The sequence below is a fragment of the Oricola thermophila genome, from assembly GCF_013358405.1.
Classification (GTDB): Bacteria; Pseudomonadota; Alphaproteobacteria; order Rhizobiales; family Rhizobiaceae; genus Oricola; species Oricola thermophila.
The window spans coordinates 752,331-778,852 of sequence record NZ_CP054836.1 but is presented as its reverse complement, the minus strand read 5'-3'; the positions used below and the strand labels follow the sequence as shown (position 1 = coordinate 778,852).

General features: G+C 61.3%; 27 protein-coding genes. 10 read left to right on the top strand and 17 right to left on the bottom strand.

Annotation, left to right across the window (positions count from 1 at the left end; genetic code table 11):
• Positions 1-6: 6 nt before the first annotated feature.
• A complete protein-coding gene (locus HTY61_RS03620) occupies positions 7-1,203 on the bottom strand; it encodes an MHYT domain-containing protein (RefSeq protein ID WP_197945363.1) in 1,197 nt (398 codons plus the stop codon).
• A 249-nt stretch (positions 1,204-1,452) separates the two neighbouring features.
• On the opposite strand from HTY61_RS03620, the gene HTY61_RS03615 reads away from it, so the two are divergent.
• The 3 genes from HTY61_RS03615 to HTY61_RS03605 all read left to right on the top strand — a co-directional run bounded on the left by HTY61_RS03615 (position 1,453) and on the right by HTY61_RS03605 (position 3,056).
• Entirely contained in the window at positions 1,453-1,656 is a 204-nt protein-coding gene (locus HTY61_RS03615) for a hypothetical protein (protein ID WP_175275520.1), read from the top strand.
• An 11-nt stretch (positions 1,657-1,667) separates the two neighbouring features.
• On the top strand, positions 1,668-1,970 hold the full coding sequence (locus tag HTY61_RS03610) for a hypothetical protein (protein ID WP_197945362.1): 303 nt from the start codon (positions 1,668-1,670) through the stop codon (positions 1,968-1,970).
• Between the two features lie 273 nt (positions 1,971-2,243).
• Entirely contained in the window at positions 2,244-3,056 is an 813-nt protein-coding gene (locus tag HTY61_RS03605) for an inositol monophosphatase family protein (protein WP_175275519.1), read from the top strand.
• Here HTY61_RS03605 and gph read toward each other — a convergent pair.
• The 9 genes from gph to HTY61_RS03560 all read right to left on the bottom strand — a co-directional run bounded on the left by gph (position 3,040) and on the right by HTY61_RS03560 (position 10,425).
• Positions 3,040-3,750 carry a phosphoglycolate phosphatase gene (gene gph / locus HTY61_RS03600; protein WP_175275518.1) on the bottom strand — a complete coding sequence of 237 codons (711 nt, stop codon included), beginning with the start codon at positions 3,748-3,750 and terminating at the stop codon, positions 3,040-3,042. The genes HTY61_RS03605 and gph overlap by 17 nt on opposite strands.
• The gene (locus tag HTY61_RS03595) at positions 3,747-4,304 is read right to left on the bottom strand and encodes a thioredoxin family protein (protein WP_175275517.1); all 558 of its coding nucleotides are present in this window, start codon (positions 4,302-4,304) and stop codon (positions 3,747-3,749) included. The genes gph and HTY61_RS03595 overlap by 4 nt, the downstream gene beginning before the upstream one ends.
• An 18-nt stretch (positions 4,305-4,322) precedes the next feature.
• Positions 4,323-5,006: a ribulose-phosphate 3-epimerase gene (rpe, locus tag HTY61_RS03590; RefSeq protein WP_175275516.1), complete on the bottom strand. Its 684-nt coding sequence runs from the start codon at positions 5,004-5,006 to the stop codon at positions 4,323-4,325.
• A gap of 86 nt (positions 5,007-5,092) precedes the next feature.
• On the bottom strand, positions 5,093-5,914 hold the full coding sequence (locus HTY61_RS03585; protein ID WP_175275515.1) for an alpha/beta hydrolase: 822 nt from the start codon (positions 5,912-5,914) through the stop codon (positions 5,093-5,095).
• A 27-nt stretch (positions 5,915-5,941) separates the two neighbouring features.
• Positions 5,942-6,178 (bottom strand): Lrp/AsnC ligand binding domain-containing protein, encoded by a 237-nt coding sequence (locus tag HTY61_RS03580; protein WP_175275514.1) that lies wholly within the window; start codon positions 6,176-6,178, stop codon positions 5,942-5,944.
• A gap of 118 nt (positions 6,179-6,296) precedes the next feature.
• Positions 6,297-7,409 (bottom strand): iron-sulfur cluster carrier protein ApbC, encoded by a 1,113-nt coding sequence (apbC, locus tag HTY61_RS03575; RefSeq protein ID WP_175275513.1) that lies wholly within the window; start codon positions 7,407-7,409, stop codon positions 6,297-6,299.
• 91 nt (positions 7,410-7,500) lie between these two features.
• Positions 7,501-8,553 (bottom strand): choline ABC transporter ATP-binding protein, encoded by a 1,053-nt coding sequence (gene choV, locus HTY61_RS03570; RefSeq protein WP_175275512.1) that lies wholly within the window; start codon positions 8,551-8,553, stop codon positions 7,501-7,503.
• Positions 8,550-9,389, bottom strand: a complete 840-nt coding sequence (gene choW / locus HTY61_RS03565; RefSeq protein ID WP_175275511.1) for a choline ABC transporter permease subunit — start codon at positions 9,387-9,389, stop codon at positions 8,550-8,552. Before choW ends, choV begins: the two co-directional genes overlap by 4 nt.
• A 103-nt stretch (positions 9,390-9,492) precedes the next feature.
• Positions 9,493-10,425, bottom strand: a complete 933-nt coding sequence (locus HTY61_RS03560; RefSeq protein WP_175275510.1) for a choline ABC transporter substrate-binding protein — start codon at positions 10,423-10,425, stop codon at positions 9,493-9,495.
• A 110-nt stretch (positions 10,426-10,535) separates the two neighbouring features.
• Between HTY61_RS03560 and betI the strand changes: the two genes are divergently transcribed.
• Genes betI through betA form a run of 3 tightly spaced genes read left to right on the top strand, consistent with a single transcriptional unit; the run spans position 10,536 to position 14,301 of the window.
• Entirely contained in the window at positions 10,536-11,135 is a 600-nt protein-coding gene (betI, locus tag HTY61_RS03555; RefSeq protein ID WP_175275509.1) for a choline-binding transcriptional repressor BetI, read from the top strand.
• A gap of 29 nt (positions 11,136-11,164) precedes the next feature.
• Positions 11,165-12,628: a betaine-aldehyde dehydrogenase gene (betB, locus tag HTY61_RS03550; RefSeq protein ID WP_175275508.1), complete on the top strand. Its 1,464-nt coding sequence runs from the start codon at positions 11,165-11,167 to the stop codon at positions 12,626-12,628.
• An 11-nt stretch (positions 12,629-12,639) separates the two neighbouring features.
• Positions 12,640-14,301 (top strand): choline dehydrogenase, encoded by a 1,662-nt coding sequence (gene betA, locus HTY61_RS03545; RefSeq protein ID WP_197945396.1) that lies wholly within the window; start codon positions 12,640-12,642, stop codon positions 14,299-14,301.
• A 31-nt stretch (positions 14,302-14,332) separates the two neighbouring features.
• On the opposite strand, the gene HTY61_RS03540 is transcribed toward betA, so the two are convergent.
• Positions 14,333-14,824: a chemotaxis protein CheW gene (locus tag HTY61_RS03540; RefSeq protein ID WP_175275507.1), complete on the bottom strand. Its 492-nt coding sequence runs from the start codon at positions 14,822-14,824 to the stop codon at positions 14,333-14,335.
• Positions 14,825-15,183: 359 nt separating this feature from the next.
• A complete protein-coding gene (gene purU / locus HTY61_RS03535; RefSeq protein ID WP_175275506.1) occupies positions 15,184-16,041 on the bottom strand; it encodes a formyltetrahydrofolate deformylase in 858 nt (285 codons plus the stop codon).
• Positions 16,042-16,449: 408 nt separating this feature from the next.
• On the opposite strand from purU, the gene HTY61_RS03530 reads away from it, so the two are divergent.
• From HTY61_RS03530 to HTY61_RS03515, 4 genes are read left to right on the top strand one after another with little or no spacing between them, the layout of a single operon-like run.
• Entirely contained in the window at positions 16,450-17,490 is a 1,041-nt protein-coding gene (locus HTY61_RS03530) for a TRAP transporter substrate-binding protein (protein WP_175275505.1), read from the top strand.
• A gap of 1 nt (position 17,491) precedes the next feature.
• Entirely contained in the window at positions 17,492-18,001 is a 510-nt protein-coding gene (locus HTY61_RS03525; RefSeq protein ID WP_175275504.1) for a TRAP transporter small permease, read from the top strand.
• 4 nt (positions 18,002-18,005) lie between these two features.
• The gene (locus tag HTY61_RS03520) at positions 18,006-19,361 is read left to right on the top strand and encodes a TRAP transporter large permease (RefSeq protein ID WP_175275503.1); all 1,356 of its coding nucleotides are present in this window, start codon (positions 18,006-18,008) and stop codon (positions 19,359-19,361) included.
• Between the two features lie 26 nt (positions 19,362-19,387).
• The gene (locus HTY61_RS03515; protein WP_175275502.1) at positions 19,388-21,097 is read left to right on the top strand and encodes a thiamine pyrophosphate-requiring protein; all 1,710 of its coding nucleotides are present in this window, start codon (positions 19,388-19,390) and stop codon (positions 21,095-21,097) included.
• 115 nt (positions 21,098-21,212) lie between these two features.
• Here the strand turns inward: HTY61_RS03515 and HTY61_RS03510 are convergent, their stop codons facing one another.
• The 5 genes from HTY61_RS03510 to HTY61_RS03490 are packed head-to-tail and all read right to left on the bottom strand — an operon-like array spanning position 21,213 to position 26,449.
• Complete coding sequence (locus HTY61_RS03510; RefSeq protein ID WP_175275501.1) at positions 21,213-22,670, bottom strand: aldehyde dehydrogenase family protein; 1,458 nt, start codon at positions 22,668-22,670, stop codon at positions 21,213-21,215.
• Positions 22,671-22,694: 24 nt separating this feature from the next.
• Positions 22,695-23,891 (bottom strand): ABC transporter ATP-binding protein, encoded by a 1,197-nt coding sequence (locus HTY61_RS19635; RefSeq protein ID WP_175275500.1) that lies wholly within the window; start codon positions 23,889-23,891, stop codon positions 22,695-22,697.
• On the bottom strand, positions 23,884-24,618 hold the full coding sequence (locus HTY61_RS03500; RefSeq protein ID WP_175275499.1) for an ABC transporter ATP-binding protein: 735 nt from the start codon (positions 24,616-24,618) through the stop codon (positions 23,884-23,886). The genes HTY61_RS19635 and HTY61_RS03500 overlap by 8 nt, the downstream gene beginning before the upstream one ends.
• Positions 24,615-25,586, bottom strand: a complete 972-nt coding sequence (locus HTY61_RS03495) for a branched-chain amino acid ABC transporter permease (protein ID WP_175275498.1) — start codon at positions 25,584-25,586, stop codon at positions 24,615-24,617. The genes HTY61_RS03500 and HTY61_RS03495 overlap by 4 nt, the downstream gene beginning before the upstream one ends.
• Positions 25,583-26,449 (bottom strand): branched-chain amino acid ABC transporter permease, encoded by an 867-nt coding sequence (locus HTY61_RS03490; protein ID WP_175275497.1) that lies wholly within the window; start codon positions 26,447-26,449, stop codon positions 25,583-25,585. Before HTY61_RS03490 ends, HTY61_RS03495 begins: the two co-directional genes overlap by 4 nt.
• Positions 26,450-26,522: the final 73 nt, after the last annotated feature.

The window sequence follows — 26,522 nt, the reverse complement described above, 5'->3', positions numbered from 1 at the left end:
TCGGCCCTAGAGGCCGAGCGCCTCGCGTACGACCACGATGTTGCCGCGGCTGACCGGCACCAGTTTCAACGACTGCACGCCGTCGAAATGGCAGGACCCGCTGTCCTTGTGGCGCTCGAACGCGGTCACCTGGTGGATATTGACGAGATAGCTGCGGTGCGTGCGCAGGAACACCGAATCGGGCAGCCGTTTTTCCGCTTCCGAGATGGACCAGGGGCAGAACAGCTTTTCCTCGCGTGTGTAGAGCACCGTGTAGTGGCCTTCGGCGCGCAGGGCGATCACCTGGTCAGCCGGGATGAAACAGGTGCGCTTGTCGCGCTCATAGGGAATGCGCGGCGCGTCGCCATGCGGAACGAATGCGGCGGGAAGCACCTCCTCGGGCAGCGGTTCTTCGCCGCCCTCCGGCACGCCCGCGAAAACCGCGGCCGGAGCGCCCGCAGTCACCGCGCTGCCGAAACCCGTGAAGACGTAATTGGTCGAGGCGAGCAGGAACGTGCCGCAGATCACGAAGGCCGAGAACATGACAAGCAGTGCCAGCATGCCGTTCTCGATCAGCGGCGTCGTGCCGGCAAATGAGTCGGAAGCCTGGAACGAGGTCCAGGCGATGGCGACGAAATGCACGACGACGACCGACGACCCGAAGATGACCGTCGAGGCGAGGATATGCGCCGTGTCCCGCTTGGCGTAGGCCACGCTGATGGCGATTATTCCCATCACCGTAGCGCCGACGACGGAAAGGATGACGCCGACCGGGTCGTACAGCGCCAGGCAGCCGCGCAAGGCCGACATGCCGACATAGTGCATGACGACGATGCCGTTGCCGAGGATCACGCCGGCGACGATCTGGCTGACCCATGTCCTCGGCGCGAAATGCATGATCAGGAGCGCCAGGCCGGCCATCAGGATGGCGATCAGGGCGGAGCCCAGCGTGTAGATGGAATCGTAGTCTATCGGCAGCGGGAAGCGCATCGCCAGGATCGCAACGAAATGCATCGACCAGATGCCGCCGCCAAGCGCCAACGCTGCCATGACGATCTGCATCTTGCGCCGCCCGGCCGGCAGCGCGGAGATCCCCTTGGTCAGCGTCAGGCCCGTAAATGACGCCATGAGCGAAACAAGCACGGATGCCGCAACCAGCAGGTAGTCATAGGTTGGTGTAATCATGACGGTGCGATCGAATTCCTCCTCTTCGATGCGCAGCATATATCGCTTATATCGATCCCGCTGTCACGTTTCGGCAGAAGACACTGACGATCCGGTGAACCGCGGCTGCGTTACGGCTCCAAGGGCTAACGGCTGATGGGCGAGTCGGCAATCTGCCGGATATTGCAATCGGCGGCAGCGCCCGGCCGGACAACACCATTGCGTCCGCGATTGACCGCGGTCAATGGCAGGAGCGGTCAAACGGACTAGGCAGGTTTCAATCAGGCGAAACTTAACGGGGTACTGCTCATGGCTGCCGAAACACACAAGCGCAAACGTCTCACACCATGGTTCGTCGGGCTGCTGGTCATCTTGGCAGGCGTCGTTTTTGTCGCTTACCGGATGCAAGCGAGCAATTGCGGTATCTCGCTCGGCTTGGAGTTCATCGTTCTGGCAGTCATGCCGGCAGTCTATCTGGTGCTGATGTATCTGACGCTGACCAGTCAGGATTAGGACGGGACAGGATGGACGCCCAACGTTACGAGAAGGCGCTTGCGGATCCGTCCGACGTGTTCGAGACACCCGAGGCGGTTCTCGAGGCGGACGATCTGGACAGGGAACAGAAGATCGAGATTCTGCGCCGCTGGGAATACAATGTCTCCGAGGAGGACGTCGCGCTCGAGGAGGGCATGCCGGGCGAGGAAAGCGGATTGTTACGCCGCATCCTGATCGCCTTGGGCACCCTCGTCGGCCCGATCGATGTCAGCCATACGCCGCCGTCCAAGCAGCACGGCCTGCCAAGGTCCTCGCTCAAGAAAGGCGACTGACCGCGTCGGCGTGAAAATCCGCCGCGTTGATCCATGAAGTCTTTTCGCCGGTCCCTGCCCTGGCCTGGTTCATGTCAGGCCGCGAATCCGGTCCGCATGGGCGAAGTCCCGAATGCAAGATCGGACGATGGCGTGCCGCAAGCCGGCATATTCAGCGACGGCGCGGCTTCGCACTATCCGGCGCGGCAAGAGTGCAATTTACCGTGGTTTCCTTTAACTGGCTGACACATTCGGCCATTATTCCGAAGCTTCCCGCCCGACAGGAACCGCGCCATGCCCCAGCCCTCCGAACGTCTTGCCTTCGCCATCGACCTCGCGCGCCGCGCGGCGGAGCTCGGCATGAAGCACTTCCGCTCGCTCGACACGCTGACCATCGAGAACAAGGGCCACCAGGACCTTGTTTCCAACGCCGACCGGGAAGTGGAAACCTTCATTCGCAACGCGCTCGCGGAAGCCTATCCCGACGACGGCATTGTCGGCGAGGAACACGCTTCGGTCGAAGGTTCGACCGGTTACGTCTGGGTCATCGATCCGATCGACGGCACGGCGAATTTCGTCTCCGGCATTCCCGCCTGGTGCGTCGTGCTGGCCTGTTCCTTCGAAGGGACCACCGAGATCGGCGTGATCTGCGAGCCGTCACATGACGAGACCTTCTGGGCCGAACGAGGCAAGGGCGCCTTCCTCAACGGCAAACCGATCAGGGCATCGCAGTCGCCCAGCCTGGCCCAGGGTTCGGTCGCCACCGGCTTCGCCTCCCGCCAGGATGGCGACAGCGTAGTCCGGCTGATTGCCGATCTTGTCGCGCAGGGCGGCGTTTTCTTCCGCAACGCTTCCGGCGCGCTGATGCTTGCCTATGTCGCCTCGGGCAGGCTGATCGGTTATGTCGAGCAACACATGAATTCCTGGGACTGCATCGCAGGCCTTTTGATGATCGAGGAAGCGGGCGGCGAGATCATGCCGCTCGATCCGGCGACCGTTGTCGTTCACGGCACCGGCGTCATCGCCGGCGGCCCGCATGTTTTCCCGCAGATCGAGACGATTGCCCGCAAGGCATTCGGCTGGCAGTCGGTTACGCCGGCTCCTTGAGCCGTTCGATCGCCTGCGGCACGCCACCCAGCTTGTCGATCACGATATCGGCGCCGAGTTCGTCCACCGGAACGGTCGTGTATCCGCCGCGCACGGCAATCGAGGCCATCGGCACCGCCCTCGCCGCATCGATGTCGGCAGCGCTGTCGCCCACCATCACCGCCCTGTCGGCGCCAAGGCCGATCTCCTCCATGGCATGGCGAAGCATGTCGGGCGCCGGCTTGCGCGCCGGCCCGCTATCGCCGCCGACGACGACATCCACCGACGGCCCGAGGCCGAAATGGTCCAGTATCTCGCGCGCGAACGCTTCCGGCTTGTTGGTGACGACACCGATCTTCACGCCGACCCGCGCATAGGCGGCAAGCAGCGCCTCCGCGCCGGGCAGCAGCGTGGTGTCCGCGGTGAGCCTGTTGCCATAGGCCGTCATCATGCGCCCGGTCATCCGGTCCAGCGCCTCGCCGTCCAGCGGCATTCGCCGTGCGGCGAATGCGCGCTCCACCAGCTTGCGCACGCCATGGCCGACCATTGCGCGAACATCTTCGCGGGGCAGCGGCTCCCGGCCCTCGGCGGCAAGCACCTCGTTGACCGCCGCGGCCAGGTCCGGCACGGAATCGATCAGCGTTCCATCCAGGTCGAACAGCACCGCCTGCGGCCAGCCGCAACGCGCGCCGTTCTGTGCGAAGCGTGTGCTCACGCGGCGTCCTTCCACTTGATCGAGCAGCCCATCGACGGGATCTGGTCACGCGGCCCCTGCCCCGTCTCGGCCACCTGCCTCATCGCCTCGAACAGGTCACGCCGCAGGTCCGCACCGCCGGCCTGCTTGCGCGATGCGTCGAGCCGGCCGCGATACTGCAGCTCCATGTCCTTGTTGAAGCCGAAGAAATCGGGCGTGCACACGGCGTCATAGGCACGCGCGACCGACTGGTCCTCGTCGTGCAGGTAGGGAAACGTGAAACCGTGCGCCGATGCGAACGACTTCATGTTGTCGAAGGAGTCCTCCGGATAGGCTTCCGCGTCGTTGGAGTTGATCGCCACGAACCCGACGCCCAGCGCATCCAGGTCCCGCGCATCGCGCACGATCCGGTCGATCACCGCCTTCACGTAGGGGCAGTGATTGCAGATGAATGCGACGACCAGCCCGTTCGGCCCGGCGCAATCGAAGATCGACACCACCCGGCCATCCGTACTCGTCAGGCTGGCGTCCACGGCCTTCCAGCCGAAATCGCACACAGGGGGAATTGCGGCCATGGGGAACCTCCTTGCAGTTCAGGCGGCAGCGCGGGCCGCCCCGTCTGCGGCGTCGCGGATCGCCTTGATATTTGCCTTGTAGGCGGCTTCCTCGCCGCCCCTGAATACGGCCGAGCCGGCAACCAGCACATTGGCCCCGGCGGCGGCGACCAGCGGCGCGGTATCCGGTGTCACGCCGCCGTCGATCTCTATGTCGATCGGCCTGTCGCCGATCATCGCCTTGATTTTCTTCACCTTCTCCACGACGGACGGGATGAACGCCTGCCCGCCGAAGCCCGGATTGACCGTCATCAGCAGCACCAGGTCGAGCCGGTCGAGCACATATTCGATCACGTTTTCCGGAGTCGACGGATTGAGCGACACGCCGGCCTTCTTGCCGAGATCGCGGATCGCCTGCAGCGAGCGGTCGAGATGCTTCGTCGCTTCGGCATGGACCGTGATGATGTCGCAGCCCGCATCGGCGAACGCGCCGAGAAACGGATCGCACGGCTCGATCATCAGGTGGCAGTCGAACACCTTGTCCGTCCGCGCACGCACCGCCTTGATGACCGGCGGCCCGAAGGTGATGTTCGGAACGAAGTGGCCGTCCATGACATCCAGGTGGATCCAGTCGGCGCCGGCGCGCACGACGGATTCGATCTCGTCGCCCAGCCTGGAAAAATCCGCCGACAGCACGGACGGAGCGATGATTGTCCCGCTCATTGTGACTCCTCGAGATTGAGACGCATTCCCGCCGACATTGTAAACGGCGGGAACCGCCAATGCGACCCCGGATCAGGCAACACCGATCAGGAGAAAAGGATAGTGGTCATCGGCGAATCCTCCTGTGCCAACCCGTCGACGACACTGAAATGATGGCGATCCGGCTCCTCGACCGTCTCCGTCGCCAGCCCCAGGCCGCGCCATACATTGGCGAGCAGTGCGTTCTGGCGCACGAACTCTGCCCTTTCGGCAGCTCCCGCCCAACAGATAACCGGCACGTCGATGACCGGCTCCAGAAGCGCCGGGCTTTCCGCACGCGCTTCGCGGATGTCGAGACCAAGCGTTTCATTCATCTCGGTTCGCAGCAGTGGACGCAGATCATGCACGCCCGAGATTGACATTACCCCGTCCACGCGAGCGGCGACCGGATCGGGTAGTCCGGTTCCGCCGCACAGCAGGCGCGTGACGACCTGTCCACCTGCCGAATGGCCGGCCAACCTTATCTGCCCGCCCACCCTGGCTGCCGCCATCGCGACGCTCCTGGCAACCGAGCGCACGATATCCGCGACACGGACTTCCGGGCACAGGGGATAGGACGGGATGGCAACGGCCCAGCCGTGCCCGATTGCGCCGCCGGCGAGATGAGACCAGTAGGACTTGTCGAGCGCCAGCCAATAACCGCCATGCACGAAGACGAACAGCCCTCGTGGTTCGCCGACAGGAAAGAACAAGTCGAGCTTTTCACGCGGATGATCGCCATAGGCAATATCGAGCTCGGCCCGCTTTCCCGTGACGGTCCGAAAGTCGGCCGCCGGCTGCACCCACGCTTCCGGCCACCGCTCGCCGCCGGGAATGTTCGCCCCGTTGGCGTATGCATCATCCCAATTCTGAACGCGAAACAGGGGCATGGCAGGTCCGGCAGGCCCAAGTCCGGGTCAGAATGCCTTGAAGGTCAAGGTCGTGAGCGAACGTGAGATACCCTCTATATCGAGGATATTGTCGTTGATGAACTTCCCGATATCCTCTCCTTCCGGGATATAGAGCTTCATCAGCAAATCGTAATCGCCGCTGGTCGAATAGAGTTCGGAGGCGATTTCACGCTCGTAGATCTTGTCGGCGACCTTGTAGGCCTGCCCCGGCTTGCAACGCAATTGAACAAACACGCAATTCATGAGACGCTTCCCTTGAGAAGAACCGGCGCCGCCTTGGACCGATTTCCTTTTCCTATAGAAAATGCCTGCGAGTTCAAGGAACTTCCGGATTGAACCCGAGCAGGTGGGTACCGGCCTCCTACTCGAAAACGATACTCGGCGCCGACTGCTGTTCCGCGCCTGCGCGTTCCCAAACGGTTTTCGCAATATCGCGATATGTCTGCGCATGCGCGCTGTCCGGATCGGACACGACGATCGGCTCTCCGGCATCCGAGGTTTCGCGGATCTGCAGTGTCAGCGGAATACCCCCAAGGAATGGTACGCCGAGCCGTTCGGCATCCTTCTGCGCGCCACCATGCCCGAAAATGTCATGCCTGCTCCCGCAGTCTGGGCAAATGAAGTAGCTCATGTTCTCGACGATTCCGAGCACCGGCACCTCCACCTTTCGGAACATGTTCAGCCCCTTTCGCGCATCGATCAGTGCGAGATCCTGCGGCGTGGAGACGATGATCGCGCCGGCCAGCGGCACGTTCTGTGCCATCGTCAACTGTGCATCGCCGGTACCCGGCGGCATGTCGACGACCAGAACGTCGAGCTCGCCCCACTCGACCTCCTTCAGCATCTGGTTGAGCGCGGATATCACCATAGGCCCGCGCCAGATCATTGGCGTTTCCTCGTCGACAAGGAAACCCATGGACATTACCTTGAGGCCATAGTTTTTCATCGGCTTCAGTACACGCCCGCCGGCCGACTGCGGGCGGCCGCTGATACCCATAAGGCGCGGCATGGAGGGGCCGTAGATGTCGGCATCGAGGATCCCCACCCTCAACCCAAGCGTTTTCAATGCAAGGGCGAGGTTAACCGCAGTCGTGGACTTGCCGACGCCCCCCTTTCCCGACGCCACGGCGATGATGGAACTAATTCCGGGAACACCGGCAGGCTTGCGCGGAGCGCCTTGCGGAGGCACCGGACGACGCGGCGCGCCCGGCTGTCCGCCCTCGCCGGTCATTTTTTCGGCGGTCAGCACGACCGAAGCCTTCTCCACCCCTGCGACGGAAAGGGCAGCGCGCTCGGCCGCTTCACGCAACGGTTCGAGTTGTTCGGCGCGTTCGGCCGGCACCGTGATCGAGAAAAACACCTTCCCGTCGGTCGCCACGATCTCCGAGACCAGGCCCAAGTCTACGATATTGCCCGAAAGATCCGGGCCCTTGACCCGCTTCAACTGTTCCAGAACGAGGTCCCTGATAGCCACCGCGCTTTCCTTCCTGTCCGCAATTGCATTTCGCAGATAAGTTATTTGGCACACGCGTCCAATGGGCGGATGCGTTTTACGGACCGGTTTTTCAATTCGGACCGGCGCTGTCGCCGACCGTCGGCTTTCCGGCGAGACTCGCCAGAATGCTCTGGGGGGTGACGACGCCAACAGGCGCACCCGCCCGAAGCACCTGCAGCGGCTGGTCGCTCGACAAGAAGATATCCATGATCTCGCTGACTGCCATGTCATGCGCGACCGCTTTCGCTTGCGCGGGTGCGGTGCCCTCGACCATAACGTCTTCGGCGCACAGCACGCCCAGCGGATTCATGTGCGCGACGAAGTCGGCGACGTAATCGTTGACCGGATTGCGGATGATCTCCTGCGGCGTCCCGCATTGAACGATCCGACCTCCTTCCAATATGGCGATCCGGCCGCCGATCTTGAACGCCTCATCGAGGTCGTGACTGACGAAGACAATCGTCCGCTTCAGATTGGCCTGGAGCTCCAACAATTCGTCCTGGAGCCGAGTGCGGATCAACGGGTCGAGCGCCGAGAATGGTTCGTCCATCAGGAGAATCGGCGCATCTGTGGCGAAGGCGCGCGCGAGACCGACGCGCTGCTGCATGCCGCCAGAAAGTTCTGCGACCTTCCGGTCAGCCCAATCGGTCAGCCCCACCAGCTTGAGCTTTTCGCGTGCCGTTTCTTCCCTCTCGGCGCGACTGACCCCGGACAGCTCGAGACCAAAGGCCACATTATCGATCACGTTGCGCCAAGGAAGCAGGCCGAACTGCTGGAACACCATCGATATGCATTCGCGCCGCATGTAGCGCAGTTCGGCGGCATCGGCATTCGTTATGTCGACCGGCCCGTCGCCGCCGTCGACAAGAACCCGGCCGCGCACTACCCGGTTCAGCCCGTTGACTGCGCGTAGCAACGTGGATTTGCCGGAACCCGACAACCCCATCAGCACCAGAATTTCGCCTTCCTCCACTTCGAGGGTGCAGTCATGCACCCCCAGCACCTGGCCCGTCTCAGCCTGGATTTCGGAACGGCTCATGCCCTGGTCCATCAGCGGCAGGGCGGATTGCGGGGCGGAGCCGAAGACAATGCTCACATTTTCGAAGACGACGGCCTTGCTCATGTCCGGTCCTTTCCGAAATGCAGCATCCGGTCGAGAATGATCGCCACGACCACTATGATGAAACCGCTCTCGAAGCCCAATGCCGTATTGACGGAATTGAGCGCCCGGACCACCGGCACGCCAAGACCGTCCGCGCCGACCAGCGCGGCGATCACGACCATCGACAGGGACAGCATGATCGTCTGGTTCAGGCCGGCCATGATCTGGGGCAAGGCATAGGGCAATTCCACCTTCCAAAGCTTTTGCGTCGGCGTGGAACCGAAGGCGTCGGCGGCCTCCAGCAATGCATCAGGAGTCGTGGAAACGCCAAGATAGGTAAGCCGTATGGGCGCCGGCAGCACGAAGATCACGGTTGCGATCAGCCCGGGTACCATGCCGATACCGAAAAACACGATAGCCGGTATGAGATAGACGAAGGTGGGCAGCGTCTGCATCAGATCAAGAACCGGGCGCATGAACTGGTACAATCGCGGACGGTGCGCGGCGGCAATACCGATCGGAACGCCGACCGCCATGCACACGACGCAGGCCGACAGCACCAGCGTGAGGCTCTCGGTCGTCTCCTCCCAGTACCCCTGGTTCAGGATGAACAGGAAGCCGAGCAGGACGAAAAGTGCCGTCTTCCAGTTGCGCTGAATGAGGTAAGCAATTGCGACAATGATCAGGACGACGACCAGAGGCGGTGGGGTTTGCAGGATCCACAGAAGCGCCTCGATCAACGCCTCCATCGCTGCAGATAGACCGTCGAAGAACCAGCCGCCATGGTCCTGCATCCAGTCAAATGCGGATTTCGCTATTTTGCCGACAGGTATCTTGACCTCAGTCAGCCATTCCATGGGTCCTCTCCCTCCGGCCCTTGGACGATGACCTTGCGATCAGGCGGTTGTTCGCTCCGGGAAATTAAGCCCCGGGGTTGGAATCCGGGGCCTTCGATCGCCGTCAAAGGCCAAGCTCGGTCTTGACCGCGGCCATCGCGTCGCCGCCATCGAGTGCCGTCACGCCATCGAGCCAGCCATCAAGCACATCCGGATTGGTCTTGAGCCAAGCCGCAGCCGCATCATCCGGATCTTCGCCATCGTTCAGGATCGCGCCCATGATCTCGTTTTCCATGGCGAGCGTGAATTCCAGGTTGGCAAGCAGCGCGCCTACGTTCGGACACTCTTCCGAATATCCCTTGCGGGTATTCGTATAGATCGTGGCACCACCGAGGTTCGGACCGAAGAAATCGTCACCGCCGGTCAGGTAGGTAAGATCGAAATTGGCATTCATCGGATGCGGCTCCCAGCCGAGGAACACGATCGGATCGCCGCGTTTGGTCGCGCGCTCCACCTGGGCGAGCATCCCCTGCTCAGAACTTTCCACGATCTCGAAATCCTCGAGACCAAAGGCGTTTGTCGAGATCATATCTATGATGAGGCGGTTGCCGTCGTTGCCCGGCTCGATCCCGTATATCTTCCCGTTCAGCGGCTCCTTGTGGGCTGCGATGTCGGCGAAATCGGCAATGCCAAGCGCGGCCCCCGCATCATTGACGGCAAGGGTGTATTTCGCCCCTTTCAGGTTGGCCCTTATGGTCTCGACGCTACCGTCCTCCCGATAAGGCGCGATATCGGCCTCCATTGTCGGCATCCAGTTGCCAAGAAACACGTCGACATCACCGGACTTCAGGGATGCATAGGTGACCGGCACCGAAAGAACCTTGACATCCACTTCGTAGCCAAGCGCTTCCAGAACGGTTTTCGTGGCCGCGGTCGTGGCCGTGATATCGGTCCAACCGACATCGGAGAAAGTGACCTTCTCGCACTGTGCGAAGGCAAGGTTCGTGCTCGCGGCGAATGCGGCAAGCGCGGTCAGGGTGGACTTGAAGAAAGTCATTAGTCGCTCCTGTTCGGGTATCCGGCTGTCGCGGATTTTTCTTGATTGACGAGTCAATAAAAAACCATATTTTCGGAATTGCAACACTCGAAGCAAAATTCGGTGCCCCGATGCCCAAATACGGCATGGAACCCATTCGCCGTAGCGCCCTGATCGATGCCACCATCCGAGAGATCGGGCGTGTCGGCTCGCTTGATGTCACGGTAAGCCAGATCGCCCGCCGGGCGGGCATGTCCTCGGCGCTTGCGCACCACTATTTCGGCTCCAAGGACCGCATATTCCTGGCCGCAATGCGCCAGATCCTGACGCTTTTCGGCGACGGTGTGCGCGCCCGGCTAGCCGGAGCGCATACGCCACGGGAGCGTCTTGATGCCATTATCGAGGCAAGCTTTGCGGACGACCAGTTCGATCCCGATGTGATTGCCGCCTGGCTGGTATTCTACGTCCAGGCGCAGACTTCCGACGACGCTGCACGGCTGCTTCGCGTCTACCGGAAGCGACTGCATACGAATCTTGTCGCCTGCCTCGTCGAATTGGTGAACCGCGACGCCGCCGAGCACATTGCGTCCACGCTGGGAGCATTGATCGACGGCGTCTATCTTCGTCATGCGCTGCAAGACCTTGCACCGAGCCGCGAACAGACGCTCGCAATGGTGACCGACTACCTTGACCTTGCGCTAGCCCGCGAAGGGCGACGCAAGGCCGCCTGAAACGCAACTCCGAACGCACGGACCACATCATGCGCGTTGAACCCGCCGCAAGCCATTTCATAGCCGGACACCCCGTCGAGGACACCGACGGCAAGCCGATAGACGTCATCTACCCTGCGACGGGAGAGACCGTCGCCACGGTTCACGCCGCCACCGCCGACATCATCGAACAGGCGTTGGCAAGCGCCGTGGATGCCCAGACGAAATGGGCCGCACTCAGCCCGACGGAACGCGGCCGCGTCTTGCGCCGCGCTGCCGACATCATTCGCACCCGCAATCGCGAACTTTCCGAGCTGGAGACGCACGACACCGGCAAGCCGCTTCAGGAGACCCTGGTGGCCGACGCCATGTCGGGTGCCGACGCGCTGGAATACTTCGGCGGCATCGTGCCCGCGATGGGAGGCGAGACCGTCGAGCTTGGCGGGGATTTCGCCTACACCCGCCGGGAGCCGCTCGGCGTCTGCCTCGGTATCGGCGCCTGGAATTATCCCATCCAGATCGCCTGCTGGAAGGCCGCGCCGGCACTCGCCTGCGGCAACGCGATGATCTTCAAGCCATCCGAGGTGACGCCGCTGTCAGCGCTGAAGCTGGCGGAAATCCTGGTCGAGGCCGGCGCACCTGCCGGACTTTTCAATGTCATACAGGGTCATGGCGATGTCGGTGCCGCGCTGACCGCCGACCCGCGCATCGCCAAGGTCTCACTGACCGGATCCGTGCCGACCGGGCGCAAGGTCTACGCGGCCGCGGCCGACGGCCTCCGCCATGTCACACTGGAACTCGGCGGTAAGTCCCCCTTGATCGTGTTCGAGGATGCCGACATCGAGAACGCCATTGGTGGCGCGATGCTCGGCAACTTCTACTCGACGGGCCAGATCTGCTCGAACGGCACCCGCGTATTTGTCCACCGCTCGATTCGCGAACGGTTCGTCGAACGCCTCGTCGTGCGAACCCGGGCGATCGTCATCGGCGACCCGATGGACGAAACCGTCCAGATGGGCCCCCTGGTCTCGGCCGCGCAGCGCGAAAAGGTCCTCGGCTACATCGAAACCGGCCGAAAGGAGGGCGCGAAACTCGAGATCGGGGGCGGCATCCCGGCGATCCAGGGTTTCGAGAACGGCTTCTTCATCGAACCGACGGTATTCACGAATGTCCGGGATGACATGACCATAGCCAGGGAGGAGATATTCGGGCCGGTCATGTCGGTTCTCGATTTCGATGATGAAGACGAGGTGATCACGCGCGCGAACGCGACGCAGTTCGGCCTCGCCGCGGGCGTATTCACGTCCGACCTGGCGCGGGCCCACCGCACGATCGCAAGACTCCAGGCCGGGACGTGCTGGATCAATTCTTACAACCTCACACCCGCCGGAATGCCCTTCGGCGGAGCCAAGGCGTCCGGTTTCGGACGCGAAAACGCGGCCGCAGCCATCGAGAATTACAGCCAGATCAAGAGCGTCTACGTCGGCCTCGGCCCGGTCGAAAGCCCATATTGAGCAAGCAGGACATGGAAGCGGATTTCATCATCATCGGTTCGGGATCGGCGGGTTCGGCCATGGCCTACCGCCTTTCGGAGGACGGCAAGCATTCGGTGATCGTGATCGAGGCAGGTGGCTCGGATGCGGGCCCATTCATCCAGATGCCGGGGGCCCTCTCCTACCCCATGAACATGAAGCGGTACGACTGGGGCTACCAGACCGAGCCGGAACCGCATCTCGGCGGCCGCAGGCTGGTGACGCCGCGCGGTCGTGTCATCGGCGGTTCCTCTTCGATCAACGGAATGGTCTATGTGCGCGGCCATGCCCGGGATTACGATCACTGGGCGGAAAGCGGCGCCACGGGCTGGGCATATGCCGACGTACTTCCCTACTTCAAGCGGCTGGAAAACTGGCATGACTGCGGACATGGCGGCGATCCCGCCTGGCGCGGCAGGTCCGGACCGTTGCACGTCACGCGCGGCAAGCGCGACAACCCGCTTCACGCGGCTTTCGTCGAGGCCGGCAGGCAAGCCGGATTCGAACTTACGTCCGACTACAACGGCGAGAAGCAGGAAGGCTTCGGCCCGATGGAGCAAACGGTCTGGCAAGGCCGCCGTTGGTCCACGGCCAATGCCTATCTGAAACCTGCCCTGAAGCGGAACAACTGCACCCTGGTGCGCGGCTTCGCCCGCCGCGTCGTCATCGAGAACAACCGCGCCGTGGGCGTCGAGATCGAGCGTGGCGGCCAGGTGGAGACCCTGACCGCACGCCGCGAGGTCATCCTCGCCGCCTCCTCGATCAACACGCCGAAGATACTCATGCTGTCGGGCATCGGGCCCGCCGCCCACCTTTCGGAACACGGCATCGACATTGTCGCCAACCGTCCCGGCGTCGGCCAGAATCTGCAGGATCACCTCGAACTCTACATACAGCAGGCATGCACCCAGCCGATCACGCTCTACAAGTACTGGAACCTGCTCGGAAAAGCCTTCGTAGGCCTGAAATGGCTCGTGACGAAGAGCGGAATCGGCGCCTCGAACCAGTTCGAAAGTGCTGCCTTCCTGCGCTCGAAGCCGGGCGTGGAGTATCCCGATATACAGTATCACTTTCTGCCGATCGCGGTGCGCTATGACGGCCAGGCCGCCGCAGAGGGACATGGCTTCCAGGCCCATGTCGGACCGATGCGTTCTCCCTCGCGAGGCAGCGTCACGCTACGCTCAGCCGACCCGCGCGAGGCGCCGAAGATACTCTTCAACTACATGAGCCATGAACAGGACTGGGCCGATTTCCGCCACTGCATCCGGCTCACCCGAGAGATATTCGGGCAGGAAGCGTTTGCCCCCTATCGCGGCAAGGAAATCCAGCCGGGAGAATCGGTCCAGTCGGATGACGAGCTGAACGACTTCATTCGCGAACACGTGGAAAGCGCCTATCACCCCTGCGGGACAGCGCGCATGGGTCGACCCGACGATCTGATGGCGGTCGTCGATCCGGAATGCCGGGTTATCGGCGTCGAGCGGCTGCGCGTCGCGGACTCGTCAATCTTCCCGCGCATCACCAACGGCAACCTGAACGGGCCATCGATTCTTGTCGGCGAAAAGGCGGCGGATCACATTCTGGGCCGCCCACCACTGCCTCGCGAAAACGCCGAACCCTGGATCAATCCGCGCTGGAAGACGTCCGACCGCTAGCGCCATCCACGGCCGGCGCCGCCTGTCGTTCTCAGGCGGCTTCCACGGCCGCGTCGCCAGTCTCCACGCTCCCGACCTGATCGAACAGGCCCTTCAGGTCGAGGAAGCAGATCATGTCGTCCCCCACCGGAACGATGCCCTTGGTCAGCGCCTTTTCCTCGTCACTCATGACGTCGGGAACCGGCTGCATGTCTTCCGGCCGGACGCTGACCATGTCTGATACGCTTTCCACCAGGATGCCGACGCCACGATCTCCCTCGTCGATCACGATGATGGCGCTCTGCTCGGTCGGCTCAATGGCCGGCAAGCCGAGTCGACGCGCCATGTCGACAACCGGGATCACCCGGCCGCGCAGATTGATGAAGCCCAGCACATAGTCCGGTGAATGTGGCAACGGGGTCGCCTTGACCCAAACACGGATCTCCTTCACCGCCATGATGTCGAGGCAGAAAACCTGATCGGCCAGGCGGAACGATATGATTTTCAGCGTGGGCTCCGAGGAATTCGTACTTTCTTCACGCATCGCGCATCTCCACTCATCGGTATTGGTCGCGAGGCACTTGCTCGCTTGAGACACCCGATGCCCCTTGCCGAGCAGGCCAGATTCAACACTCGCCGGCCACTTGTCCGGCAAGATCATCCGCACCGCTCGATTTTGTGAAATCCTTGCACGTCGCCGACTCCGCAGGCTTCACTCGAAAGCGGTTGACGACATCATGTCGGCGCATCCTCGGGATGCCTCAGGCACTAATTGCTGACCGGAAATAGGCCCGAAAAGTCATAAGAATGAGTTAATTCGCACCCCTTCGAGCCAACCGGAAATGTGCCGCGCGACACGACCGGCGGCACGATTTCGGTGCGCGAAGACGCATGTCTGCCGCGCTATTTCTCGAACACCACGGTCTTGTGGCCGTTGAGCATTACCCGTCGCTCCAGATGAAGCTTCACGGCACGGGCCAGCACCCGGCTTTCTATGTCGCGGCCAGCAGCCACGAAATCCTCGGCCGTCATTGCATGGCTGACACGTTCGGTTTCCTGTTCGATGATCGGTCCCTCATCGAGATCCGGCGTCACGTAATGGGCGGTGGCGCCGATCAGCTTGACGCCGCGCTCGAATGCCTGGTGGTACGGTTTGGCTCCCTTGAAGCTTGGCAGGAAGGAATGGTGGATGTTGATCACCATCCCGAACAGCCGGTTCGACAGGTGGTCCGAGAGAACCTGCATGTAGCGCGCCAGGACGACGAGTTCCGCCCCCGTGTCCTTCACCAGCGCCAGCAGCTTGGCTTCCTGCTCCGCCTTGTTGTCCTTTGTGACCTTCCAATGATGATAGGGAATCCCCTCCAGTTCCGCAGTCCGGCGCGAATCCTCGTGATTGGAAACGATGGCGACAACTTCCGCATTCAGCCAACCCACGCGTATCTGGTACAGCAGATGCAGCATCGCATGGTCGAATTTCGAGACCATGATGATGATCTTCGGACGTCGCGCGAGGTCCCCGATGCTCGCCTTCATGGAAAATCGATCGATTGCGGGTTTGAGTGCCCTTTCGACATCCGTTTGGTCCACGCCTTGTGGTGTCGTGAACGCGATACGCAGGAAGAAGCGGTTCGTCTGGCGGTCCCAGAACTGGTTGGACTCGGCAATGTTCGCACCAGCCGCGGCAAGTTCAGTTGAAACTGCGGCGACAATGCCGGGCCTGTCCTCGCAAGTGAGGGTCAGGACAAATTGATTTTCGGACATATGGGGAGATTTCCTGCTTCGATCGTAGCGTTGACGTTGGCATTGCGAAATCGCTGCAGCGTCTCAATAGGTCCACCCGGCTCCCATGGGCAAGCGCTTTCATCCGAGGAACGCGATGATCGAAACCGGATTTCGCCGGTTCGAAACATTATGCCTTTTTTTTGCACTTTTTTCCCAAGTTTTTGCATACGATCTTGAGATAGAACCAAGGGGCTGAGGGTTTGCATGACAAATCCGACGGTGCTTATTAATGGGATTGAACGGCAGGAGCGACTAAGAGGGGGGGGCGACATAACAGCTGGTGGAGGGGATCCGCACCTGCGGGACCAACTTTGCCGGACGCCGAAGCGATTGGACGATCCAGCCGGTTCTGGTCAGATACGGATGTCTGAGGAGGAGTTATCAGTCATGAAACTTGCAAAACTCGCGGGAGCCGCAGTGCTTGGCGCCGCCATCGCCGTGGCGGGAACGGGCTGGGCCTCTGCCCAGGAATTCACGTTCAAGCTCCATCACTTCCTTCCCGCCACTTCGCCGGCTCAGAAGGACATGCTTGAGCCTTGGGCGAAACAGGTCGAGGAGAATTCGGGCGGTCGCGTGAAGATCGAGATGTTCCCGGCCATGACGCTCGGCGGCACGCCGCCGGAACTCGTCCAGCAGGCGCGCGACGGTGTTGTCGACCTGATCTGGACCGTCAACAGCTACACGCCGGGGCAATTCCCCCGCACGGAGGTTTTCGAACTGCCGGGTGTCTATGTGAACGACATTCGGGCAACGAACCTCGCCATGTACGACATGTTCGAGAGTGACCTTAAGGACGACTACAAGGGCCTTGAGGTGATGTGGCTGCATGTTCATGCCGGACAGGCAATCATGTCCGTGGACAAGGAAGTCCGCTCTCCGTCCGATCTTGCGGGCATGAAAATCCGTATCCCGAGCCGCACGGGCGGCTGGGTGATCGAGGCGCTGGGCGCTTCGCCGCTCGCGATGCCGGTCCCGGAAGTTCCCTCCGCGCTGTCGAAAGGCGTGATCGACGCGACGCTCCTTCCCTGGGAGATCATTCCGGTCATCAAGGCGTATGAGCAAATCGACTATTTCGTCGAGGGACATGATGAGACCCGCCTTGGCAACACCACCTTTCAGGTTTCGATGAACAAGGAACGCTGGGACAGCCTGCCGGACGACATCAAGAAAGCCTTCCGCGACGCTTCCTCGCGTGACTGGTGGGGCAAGGTTGCCGACATGTGGCGCGCCAATGACGATTTCGGTATCAAGATGGCCACCGATGCCGGCAAGTCACATGTCATGCTGACTGAAGCCGAAACCCAGGTATTCATCGACGCTCTCGAGCCTGTGCGCCAGCGCTGGGTTGACGAAGTCAACGCCAAGGGTTTGGACGGCGCCGGCATCATGGCCAAGGCCAGGGAATTGGTCGCCAAGAACAGCGAATAAGATGGCTGATGCTCCAAACCACGGGACGAGGCTTCACGGCCTCGTCCTTCGCTTGTCTACCGGATGGGCCATTCTGGGCGGATTCGTCCTGCTGGCTGTGGTCGCCGCCAACGTCGTGTCCGTCATCGGTGCGGCGACGATCAACAAGGCCCTGCAAGGCGATTTCGAGCTGACCGAGGTAGGAGTCGCCATCGCCGCCTTTTCCTTTCTTCCCTATTGTCAGATCGCCGGCCTGAATGTCACAGCCGATATCTTCACATCTGGTGCTTCGCGTTTCGCGCTTGCCCTGTTCTCGTTGCTGGGCTCGCTGATCGCCCTCGGATTCGGCGCATTGCTGCTCTGGCGCATGTATTACGGCATGCTGGATCAGCGAACCTATGACTCCACCACGGCGATCCTGCAGATCCCGCTCTGGTGGGCCTACGCCGCTTGTCTCCTGTCACTCGCCCTGCTCGTGCTGGCAAGCTTTGCCTCGGTGGTGGATGCGCTGAATAAGATGGTCAGGGGCTAGCACGATGGACCCGATTTCACTTGGCATCCTGGGGCTTGTCGCCCTTGTTCTGCTGATTGCGTTCCGAATTCCGATTGCCTATGCGATGATTCTGGTCGGGGGCGTCGGCATCATGACGGTCAACGGCCCGCAACTGGTGATGAGCCAGCTCAAGACGCTGGGATGGGGCGTCTTTTCGAATTACGGGCTATCGGTCGTGCCGATGTTCGTGCTCATGGGCGCACTTGCTTCCAGGGCCGGCCTCAGTCAGGCGCTGTTCCGTGGCGCGAATGCCTGGTTGGGATGGCTCCGCGGCGGAACCGCGATGGCGGCCATCTCGGCCTGCGCGGGCTTCGGCGCGGTATGTGGTTCGTCGCTCGCTACTGCTTCGACCATGGGCAAGGTCGCCCTGCCGGAATTGCGAAGGTTCAAATATTCCGGCGCCTTGGCCACGGGTTCTCTGGCTGCCGGCGGCGTTCTCGGCATCCTCATTCCTCCGTCGGTTGTACTTATCATCTATGCCGTGATCGTGGAGGCGAACATCGTCACCATGTTCGCCGCGGCGATGCTGCCGGGAATTCTCGCTGTCATACTTTTCATCCTGACGATCGCCATCTACGTCGCGATCAAGCCCGAGGCCGGCCCGCGCCATGAAGGTGTGGATTTTGCCGAGTTCCGGGACGCGACCATGGGCCTTATCCCGGTAACAGTGATCTTCGGCCTGGTTCTCGGCGGCATATATGGCGGATTTTTCAACCCGACGCCTGCTGCAGCTGTCGGTGTGGCGCTGGTCTGGATCTACGGTGCGTTCACTCGCACCATAGGAATCCGTGAATTGATCGGCTCCCTGAAGGAAACCGCGGGTACGACCGGCATGATCTACCTGATCCTGCTCGGCGCGGAGCTGATGAAGATCTTCATGAGCAGGATCGGTCTTCCGCAGGCGACTGCCGAATGGATGGTCGGGTCGGGCTTTTCTCCGATGCTCGTATTGATCCTCCTGCTGTTCGCCCTGATCGTTCTGGGATGCCTGATGGACAGCCTGTCCATGATCCTGCTGGTCATACCATTCTTCTGGCCTGTTCTCATGGAGCTGAATGGCGGCACCTTCCAGGGCGCCGAAGGCGCCGGATTCGGCATGAGCACCGAGGAGTTGAAAATCTGGTTCGGCATCCTGGCGCTTATCGTGGTCGAGCTCGGCCTGATAACGCCGCCGGTTGGCATGAACGTCTTCGTCATTTCGGCAATGGCCGAAGACACGCCCATGAGTGAAACCTTTAAGGGTGTCATGCCATTCTTCTTCGCAGAAGTGATCCGGGTAGCGATCCTGCTGTCGTTCCCGGCAATAACGCTCTGGCTGCCACGGCTGCTGAGCGGATAATGGACTGGCAGGACCGGGTTGAGGCAATGAAACACACGGTTTCAGATAACATCACGGCGGGCGGCGCGATTTTCTCGCGTCTCAAGGCGCTCGGTGTCGACTATGTCTTTGCCAATTCCGGCACGGATTTTCCGCCGATCATCGAGGGACTGGCCGAGGCTGCCGCTAAGAGCATCGAACTGCCTAAGCCGGTCGTGATCCCCCACGAGCACGCCGCGCTCGGCATGGCGCATGGCTACTACCTCATGACCGGCAGGGCGCAAGCCGTGATGCTTCATACCAATGTCGGCCTGTCCAACGGGGCAACCGGCGCCATCAATGCCGCCTGCGAGCAAATCCCGATGCTGCTCATGTCGGGCCGTACGCCCGTCATGGAAGGTGACCGCTTTGGAGCACGCACCGTCCCCATCGGCTGGGGCCAGGAAATGCGTGACCAGACAGCGCTGGTTCGCGAAGCCTGCAAGTGGGACTACGAACTGAAGTTCCCGGAGCAGATCGCCGGCCTGCTGGACCGGGCGCATGCCATCGCCAACTCCACACCCAAGGGGCCGGTCTACCTCTCCTTGCCGCGCGAGGTACTGTGCGAAGTCACGCCCAGTGACGGGCTCGAGGCCCCGCCTTCGATCCAGCCCGCAACCGGTGCACCGAATCCGCAGGATATCGATACCGCCGCACGCTGGCTCGCCGAGGCGAAGAATCCGCTGGTCATAGCCCAGCGCGGTTCGGGCGACGAGGAGAGCTTCGCGGCGTTTTCGAAATGGGCCGAGTACTGGGGCATCGCCGTGTGTTCCTGGTGGGCGACGCACCTGGCGATTTCGACGGAACATCCCTGCCATGTCGGTGCGGATCCTGGCCCGTGGATGGAAAAGGCTGATGTTGTTGTTGTGCTGAACTGCCTCGCCCCTTGGTGGCCGGACAAGCACAAGCTCGCGGAAGGTGCCAAGGTTATCAATATCGGCCCGGATCCCGTCTTCAGCCGGTTCCCGGTTCGCAACTTCCGGTCCGACCTCACAATCGCCGGCGAAACCGCCCTAACCATCCCTGCACTGATCGACGCGATGAAACCGCTTCGACGCGACGAGAATGCCTTGGTCACGCGCCGCAATGCGCTGGCGAAAGCGTCGGCAAAGCTACGCGCCTCGATCGTCGAAAAAGCCTGTGATACATCACGCGGGATTACCAAGGCCTATGTAAGCCATTGCCTCGGCAACGCGTTGCGAGGCATCAAATCCAGCGTATTCTCCGAACTTGGCACGATACTGGGTACGATTGTCCGAGAGGAGCACAATTCATGGTTCCAGGAACCACATTCGGGCGGGCTCGGCTGGAGTTTCCCCACCGCGCTCGGCGCTCAGCTCGCCGACCCGGATCGGGTCTGCATTGCCACCATGGGCGACGGTTCCTACATGTTCTCGAACCCGACCGCATGCCATCAAATCGCCGAGGCACTGGAGCTTCCGGTACTTGTCGTCATCCTGAACAATGCGGAATGGGGGGCGGTACGTGCATCCGTCACGGGTCTCTACCCGAATGGTTTCGCATCACGCGCCAACGAAATGCCGCTGACGGCGCTGAAGCCGTCACCGGATTTCACCAACGTCGCGGCCGCCAGCCGCGCCTGGGCCCGTAAAGTGACCGATCCGCAGGAACTGCCGAAGGTGATCGAACAAGCGCTTCGGGTCGTCCGCGAGAACCGCCGCGCAGCCCTGCTCGACGTTTGCGTCCTGCCGGACTGATATCCCGTCCCGATCGGCCAGCACCTGCACGTAACTACGGCCAGATCCAACCACTCAATTTGCGAAACGAAAGACGAGCGAGACCACAGTCCCGCTCGTCGTGAAATTCCAGGCGCTAGAATACCGGCGGGAACGGTCGTCCGCCCCGATCGAGCGTGATCCAGCGGGTTTCGGTAAAGGTTTCCATAGACCACTTGCCGCCATGCTTGCCGAGCCCGGAGGCCTTGAAGCCGCCGAACGGAACATGCGGCTCGTCGTTTACCGGGGAGCAATTCACGTGGCAGTTTCCGGTATCGAGCCGGTTGACAATTTCCAGTGCCCTGCCCTCATCCTCGGACAGCACGCCTGCCGTCAGCCCGTATTCGCTGTCGTTGGCGATGCGAATGGCCTCCTCATCGCTTGCTGCCTTGAATATCGAGCAGACAGGTCCGAAGGTTTCCTCTTGGTAGAGCAGCATGTCCGGGGTCACATTGGCAAAGACCGTCGGCGTCACGAAACGGCCGTTCACCTCTCCCCCGGCCAGGAGCGTGGCACCCTTGGCTTTCGCATCCTCGATATGGCGCTCAATGCGCTCCGCCGCGCGGTCATTTATGACAGGCCCGAGCACATTGTCCTTGTTGCTCGTTTCGCCGACCGTCAGCTTCTTAACGCGCGGAATGAACTTCTCGATGAACTCATCGTAAATCTTCTCGTGCACGATCACGCGCTCGATCGACATGCATATCTGGCCCTGATGCATGAACGCTCCGAAATTCGCTGCCTGGACAGCACGCTCCATGTCCGCATCGTCACAGACGATCATCGCGTTCTTGCCGCCGAGTTCCACGCAACACTTCTTCAGATGCGCGCCGGCCTTGGCCGCGATCTGGCGTCCAACCGCCGTAGACCCGGTGAAGGAGACGCCCTTGACCAGCGGATTCTCAATCAACTCGTCACCGACAGCAGCGACGTTTTCGCGGGAACACGTCACGACGTTGAGCACGCCTTTCGGCAGGCCGGCCTCCTCGAATATCTCGGCCCACAAAAGGCCGCCGATATAGGGCGTGTCCTCGGACGGCTTCAACACGATCGTGTTGCCCGCAACCATCGGGAAAAGCATGCCACGCCCTGTCAGGATGAGCGGGAAATTCCATGGACTGATCACGGAAACGACGCCCATCGGCCGGCGTACGGCCATTGATACCTTGCCATATTCGGAAGGCAACACCTCGCCGATGGATCCGTAGTTCGCCGCAGCCGCGGCAGGAAACAATTCAGCAGTGTACCCCGTTTCGAACATGGCCTTGCCGAACCAGCCGCCGCCTTCGGCCATCACCGCCTCGGCAATCTCCTGGCGACGATTCTCGAAGATCTCGCCGGCTTTGATTAGTATCTGCGAGCGTTTGGTGAACGGAATTGCAGACCATTCCCCGAAGGCTTCATGCGCAGCCTCAATCGCCCGGCGGGTATCCTCGACGGAGGCATCCGGGACATTCGCCCAGATCGAACCGTCGGACGGATTGTAGTCCGGAAAAGTCTGTGACTTGGTAGTCCAGCCACCACCAATATACATGCCATCCAGTACACGTGCCATTTCAGTCTCCCGTTGATGTCCTGTTTACCTGCTCGCCTTCAGCGCCTTCTCGGCCAGCTTTTCGGCTTTACGGGCCAGTTTCATGGCTTTCTTTGCCAACTTCCTGCCGCGTCCCTTCACCTTCTTGCTTTCCAGCGCCGCCGTCCCGTCACCTGCTTCGGCACTCGGGCCGGCAGTTGCCATTCGCTCTGGTTTCGCGGCCGCCTTTGCCGATGAAACGTGGTGGTTTACCCGCTGCAGCTCTACATGTTCACGCTGGATGCGGGTGGCTCTCTTTGCCATTTCCGCAGCCTGCAGGCTTAGTTCTTGCGCCTGGCTCGACCTGATGATCGCGTCTTCCCTCTTGGCCATTACTCCTGCCTTTCCGTGCCTGTGACCGTTCAATCCGCCAGTGTCACCAGCGGCCAACCGCGTTCGCTGGCGCCGTTCGCGCCCGACACACGATCCACCTGTTTCCGTCGGCATCATGTACGAACCGTCCGCATCTGCGGGCACCGCAGAAGCCGGCGCGACCGCGCCGCCCAGATATGCAGCCTGCACTGCCGGATCCCTCGCCAACTCGGCACCGGTTCCCTCGCCGGTGATACGGCCGTTTTCAATCAGGTATCCCCGATCGGCGATTGCCAAACTCTGCTTTGCGTTCTGCTCGACCAGCAAGATGCCGACTCCGGTTTCACGCACAGCTTTCAATGACTTGAACAAGTCATTGGTCAACAAGGGAGACAGGCCAAGCGATGGCTCGTCCAACATCAGGATCTCCGGGGCGGACATCAGGGCGCGACCGATAGCCACCATCTGCTGCTCGCCGCCGCTCATCGTGCAAACGATCTGCCCGCTACGCTCGGCCAGGCGGGGAAACAGATCAAGGATCGAGGCATGACGTGCCTTCTTGCCGGCGTGCGCCTGCGGGCCATAGGCTCCGAGCTGGAGATTCTCTGCGACCGTCAGGTCTCCGAATATGCCCCTGCCTTCAGGCACCAGAGCCAGGCCGGCCTCTACAACCTTGTGGGGCTTGGCGCCGGCAATATTCCTGCCGCCGATGGTGATCCGCGCGCCGGTCGCAGAAGGCACCATTCCCGCAATCGCTCTAAGCAACGAACTCTTCCCCGCACCATTCGCGCCGAGAATCACGCAGATTTCTCCCGCTGCCACGTGAAGAGATACATCCTCCAATGCGCGATGGGCGCCGTAGGAGACCGAGAGATGTTCGACCTCAAGCATCCTCTTCCCCCAGGTAGGCGGCCACGACTTCCGGCTGCGACAGCACGTCCTGCACGGAGCCGTCCGCGATCTTGATACCGCTCGACATCACGATACAGCGATCGCAAAGCGAGCGGATTGCATCCATGACATGCTCGACCATGATGATCGTGCATCCGTCATCGCGCAGATCACGGATCAGATCGATACCGATCTGCAGTTCGCTGGGATTGAGCCCCGCTAGCCATTCGTCGAGCAACAGAAGACGCGGATTGGATGCCAGAGCACGCGCAAGTTCCAACCGCTTCTGATCGATATAGTTCATCGCCCCGGGGGGTACGTTGGCGCGTCCGCCGAGACCGACACGTTCCAGCAGTATCTCTGCTTCCCTGTAGGCATCGTCGCCCCATGCACGCACATGTCCGAAGACGGCGCCCGCAATCACGTTCTCGATCGCCGACAGTGAAGGCAGAATGCGTACAAGCTGGAAGGTGCGCGCGACACCTTGGCGGGCAATCCGCTGCGGCGGGGCTCCGGAAATGATTTCGCCATCCAGGCGGATCGTGCCAGAAGTGGGCTTCAACGCGCCGGATATCAGGTTCATCATCGTCGTCTTGCCCGAACCGTTCGGCCCGATAAGACCGATCAGTTCGCTTTGCTTGACGATGAAATCGACATCCTTGACGGCAACAAGGCCGCCAAATGCCTTGTGCGCACCTTCGACGGAAAGAAGCGGTCTTCCACTCATTCGACCGCCTCCGAAATGTGCCGCCCTCGGGCGAGGTCTCGCTTGCGATGCCGCGCCAGAAAGTCCTCGACGAGGCCGATGACGCCGCGGGGCAGGAAATACACGACGGCCATGAACGCGACACCGATCAACAGGCTGGTGTGATTGGGAAAGCTCGCCGAGATGCGATCGAACAGGATCGTGAACGGTACAACGCCAAGCAAAGGCGCCCACAGCCGGCCCGTACCACCAAGCAGCGCCATGATGACCACCTGGAAGGAAATCACCGGATTGAATGCGGACGGCGGCTCGACATATGCGAAACGCGGGGCAAGAATTGCGCCGGCAGCGGCAATGAAGGCACCCGAAACCGTGAACAGGATCACCTTGGAGCGGGCGACATCGATGCCGACATGACGTGCAACGGTTTCATCGTTTCCGATGATCCGCATGGCGAAACCGAGCCGTGACCGGCTTATAAGCCACCCCGCGAGGAAGACCGCCGCAGCCAGAGCCAAGAGCATCCAGAAGATGTGAGTCTCGTTCAATTCGGTAAAGACATATAGACCAACCGCACCAACGAACTTCACCTGAAGCCAGGTCACCACCTGGCGCACCAGTTCAGCCAACCCAAGCGTGAATATCACGAAGTAAACGCCGGACAGGCGCAAGGTCGCCATGCCGACAAGACCGGCGAGAACACCACCAGCCAGCGCACCGATGCCGATAAGCAGGGGGAATGGCAGGCTATCGATCCCGAGACCGACCGAATAGGTGCCCATGCCGAAGAATGCGGCGGTTGCCAGCGATATGTAGTGGGTCGGTCCGGAAAACAGCGTCCAGGCCGTACAGAGGACAACATACATGACGATATTGACAGCAAGCGAAAGGTAGTACCCGTCATCTGCGAACGGGATCATCGCCGCCACCCCGAAGAGCAGAATCGCGACGCCCGCCACGCGCCATTCCTTTTCCTTCAGTGCGATCATGACGTCTGCCTTCCGAAAATGCCCTGCGGCCGGAACAACAGCACGAGTAGGAACAACGTGTAGGTCGCCGCCATCGTAAGTCCCGGATCGATCAGAGTTGCAACCGCGGTTTCCGCAAGTCCCAGCAGCAGCGCCGCCAGGACAGCACCGCGCACATCGCCCACGCCGCCCATGATGACGATGATCAGCGCCTTCATGGTGAAGATTACGCCCATCGATGCATTGAACGTATAGAAGGTAGACAGAAGCGCGCCCCCGGCTGCGGTCAGCGCACCGCCGAGCGCAAACGCGAATGCTGAAATGCGCGGAACGTCGATAGCCACGAGACTTGCGGAAGACGGGTTGACCGATACCGCACGCACGGCGGTCCCTTGGCGCGTTCGGTACAGGAACAGGTACAGCGCCACCGCGATCGCACCGGCCGCGCAAAGCGCGACAATTCGATTGAGACCGTAATTCTCGCCGAAAATTCGAACCGGTTCCGACAGGAAATTGTATGAGAAATATTCGCCGCCGAACACCAGCAGCATTATCCCCTGCATGATGAACATGAGGCCGAATGTGGCCAGTATGCTGTCGATTTCCAGCTGGCCGGGATCTCTTGCACGATCAACCAGCGGCTTCATCGCATAGGCATAGATGGCCCAGTTCAGCACAAAGGCGACGGGGGCGATGAGGGCGATGCCAAAAATGGGATTGATGGAGGTCGCCGTATACAGCCAGAATGCGCAAAAGCACGCCAAGACGAGGTTCTCCCCATTGGCGAGATTCATGATGCGGGCGACGCCATATTGCAACGTCAAACCCAGCGCGATCAGCGCGTAGGTGCCTCCCAGCACCGTTCCTGTCACCAAGATATCCATGGGTGTTTCTGGCCGTTTCGACCGGTGCGGCCGGAAGGCCGCACCGGAACGTGGTTAAGTGTCGCGTTCCCCG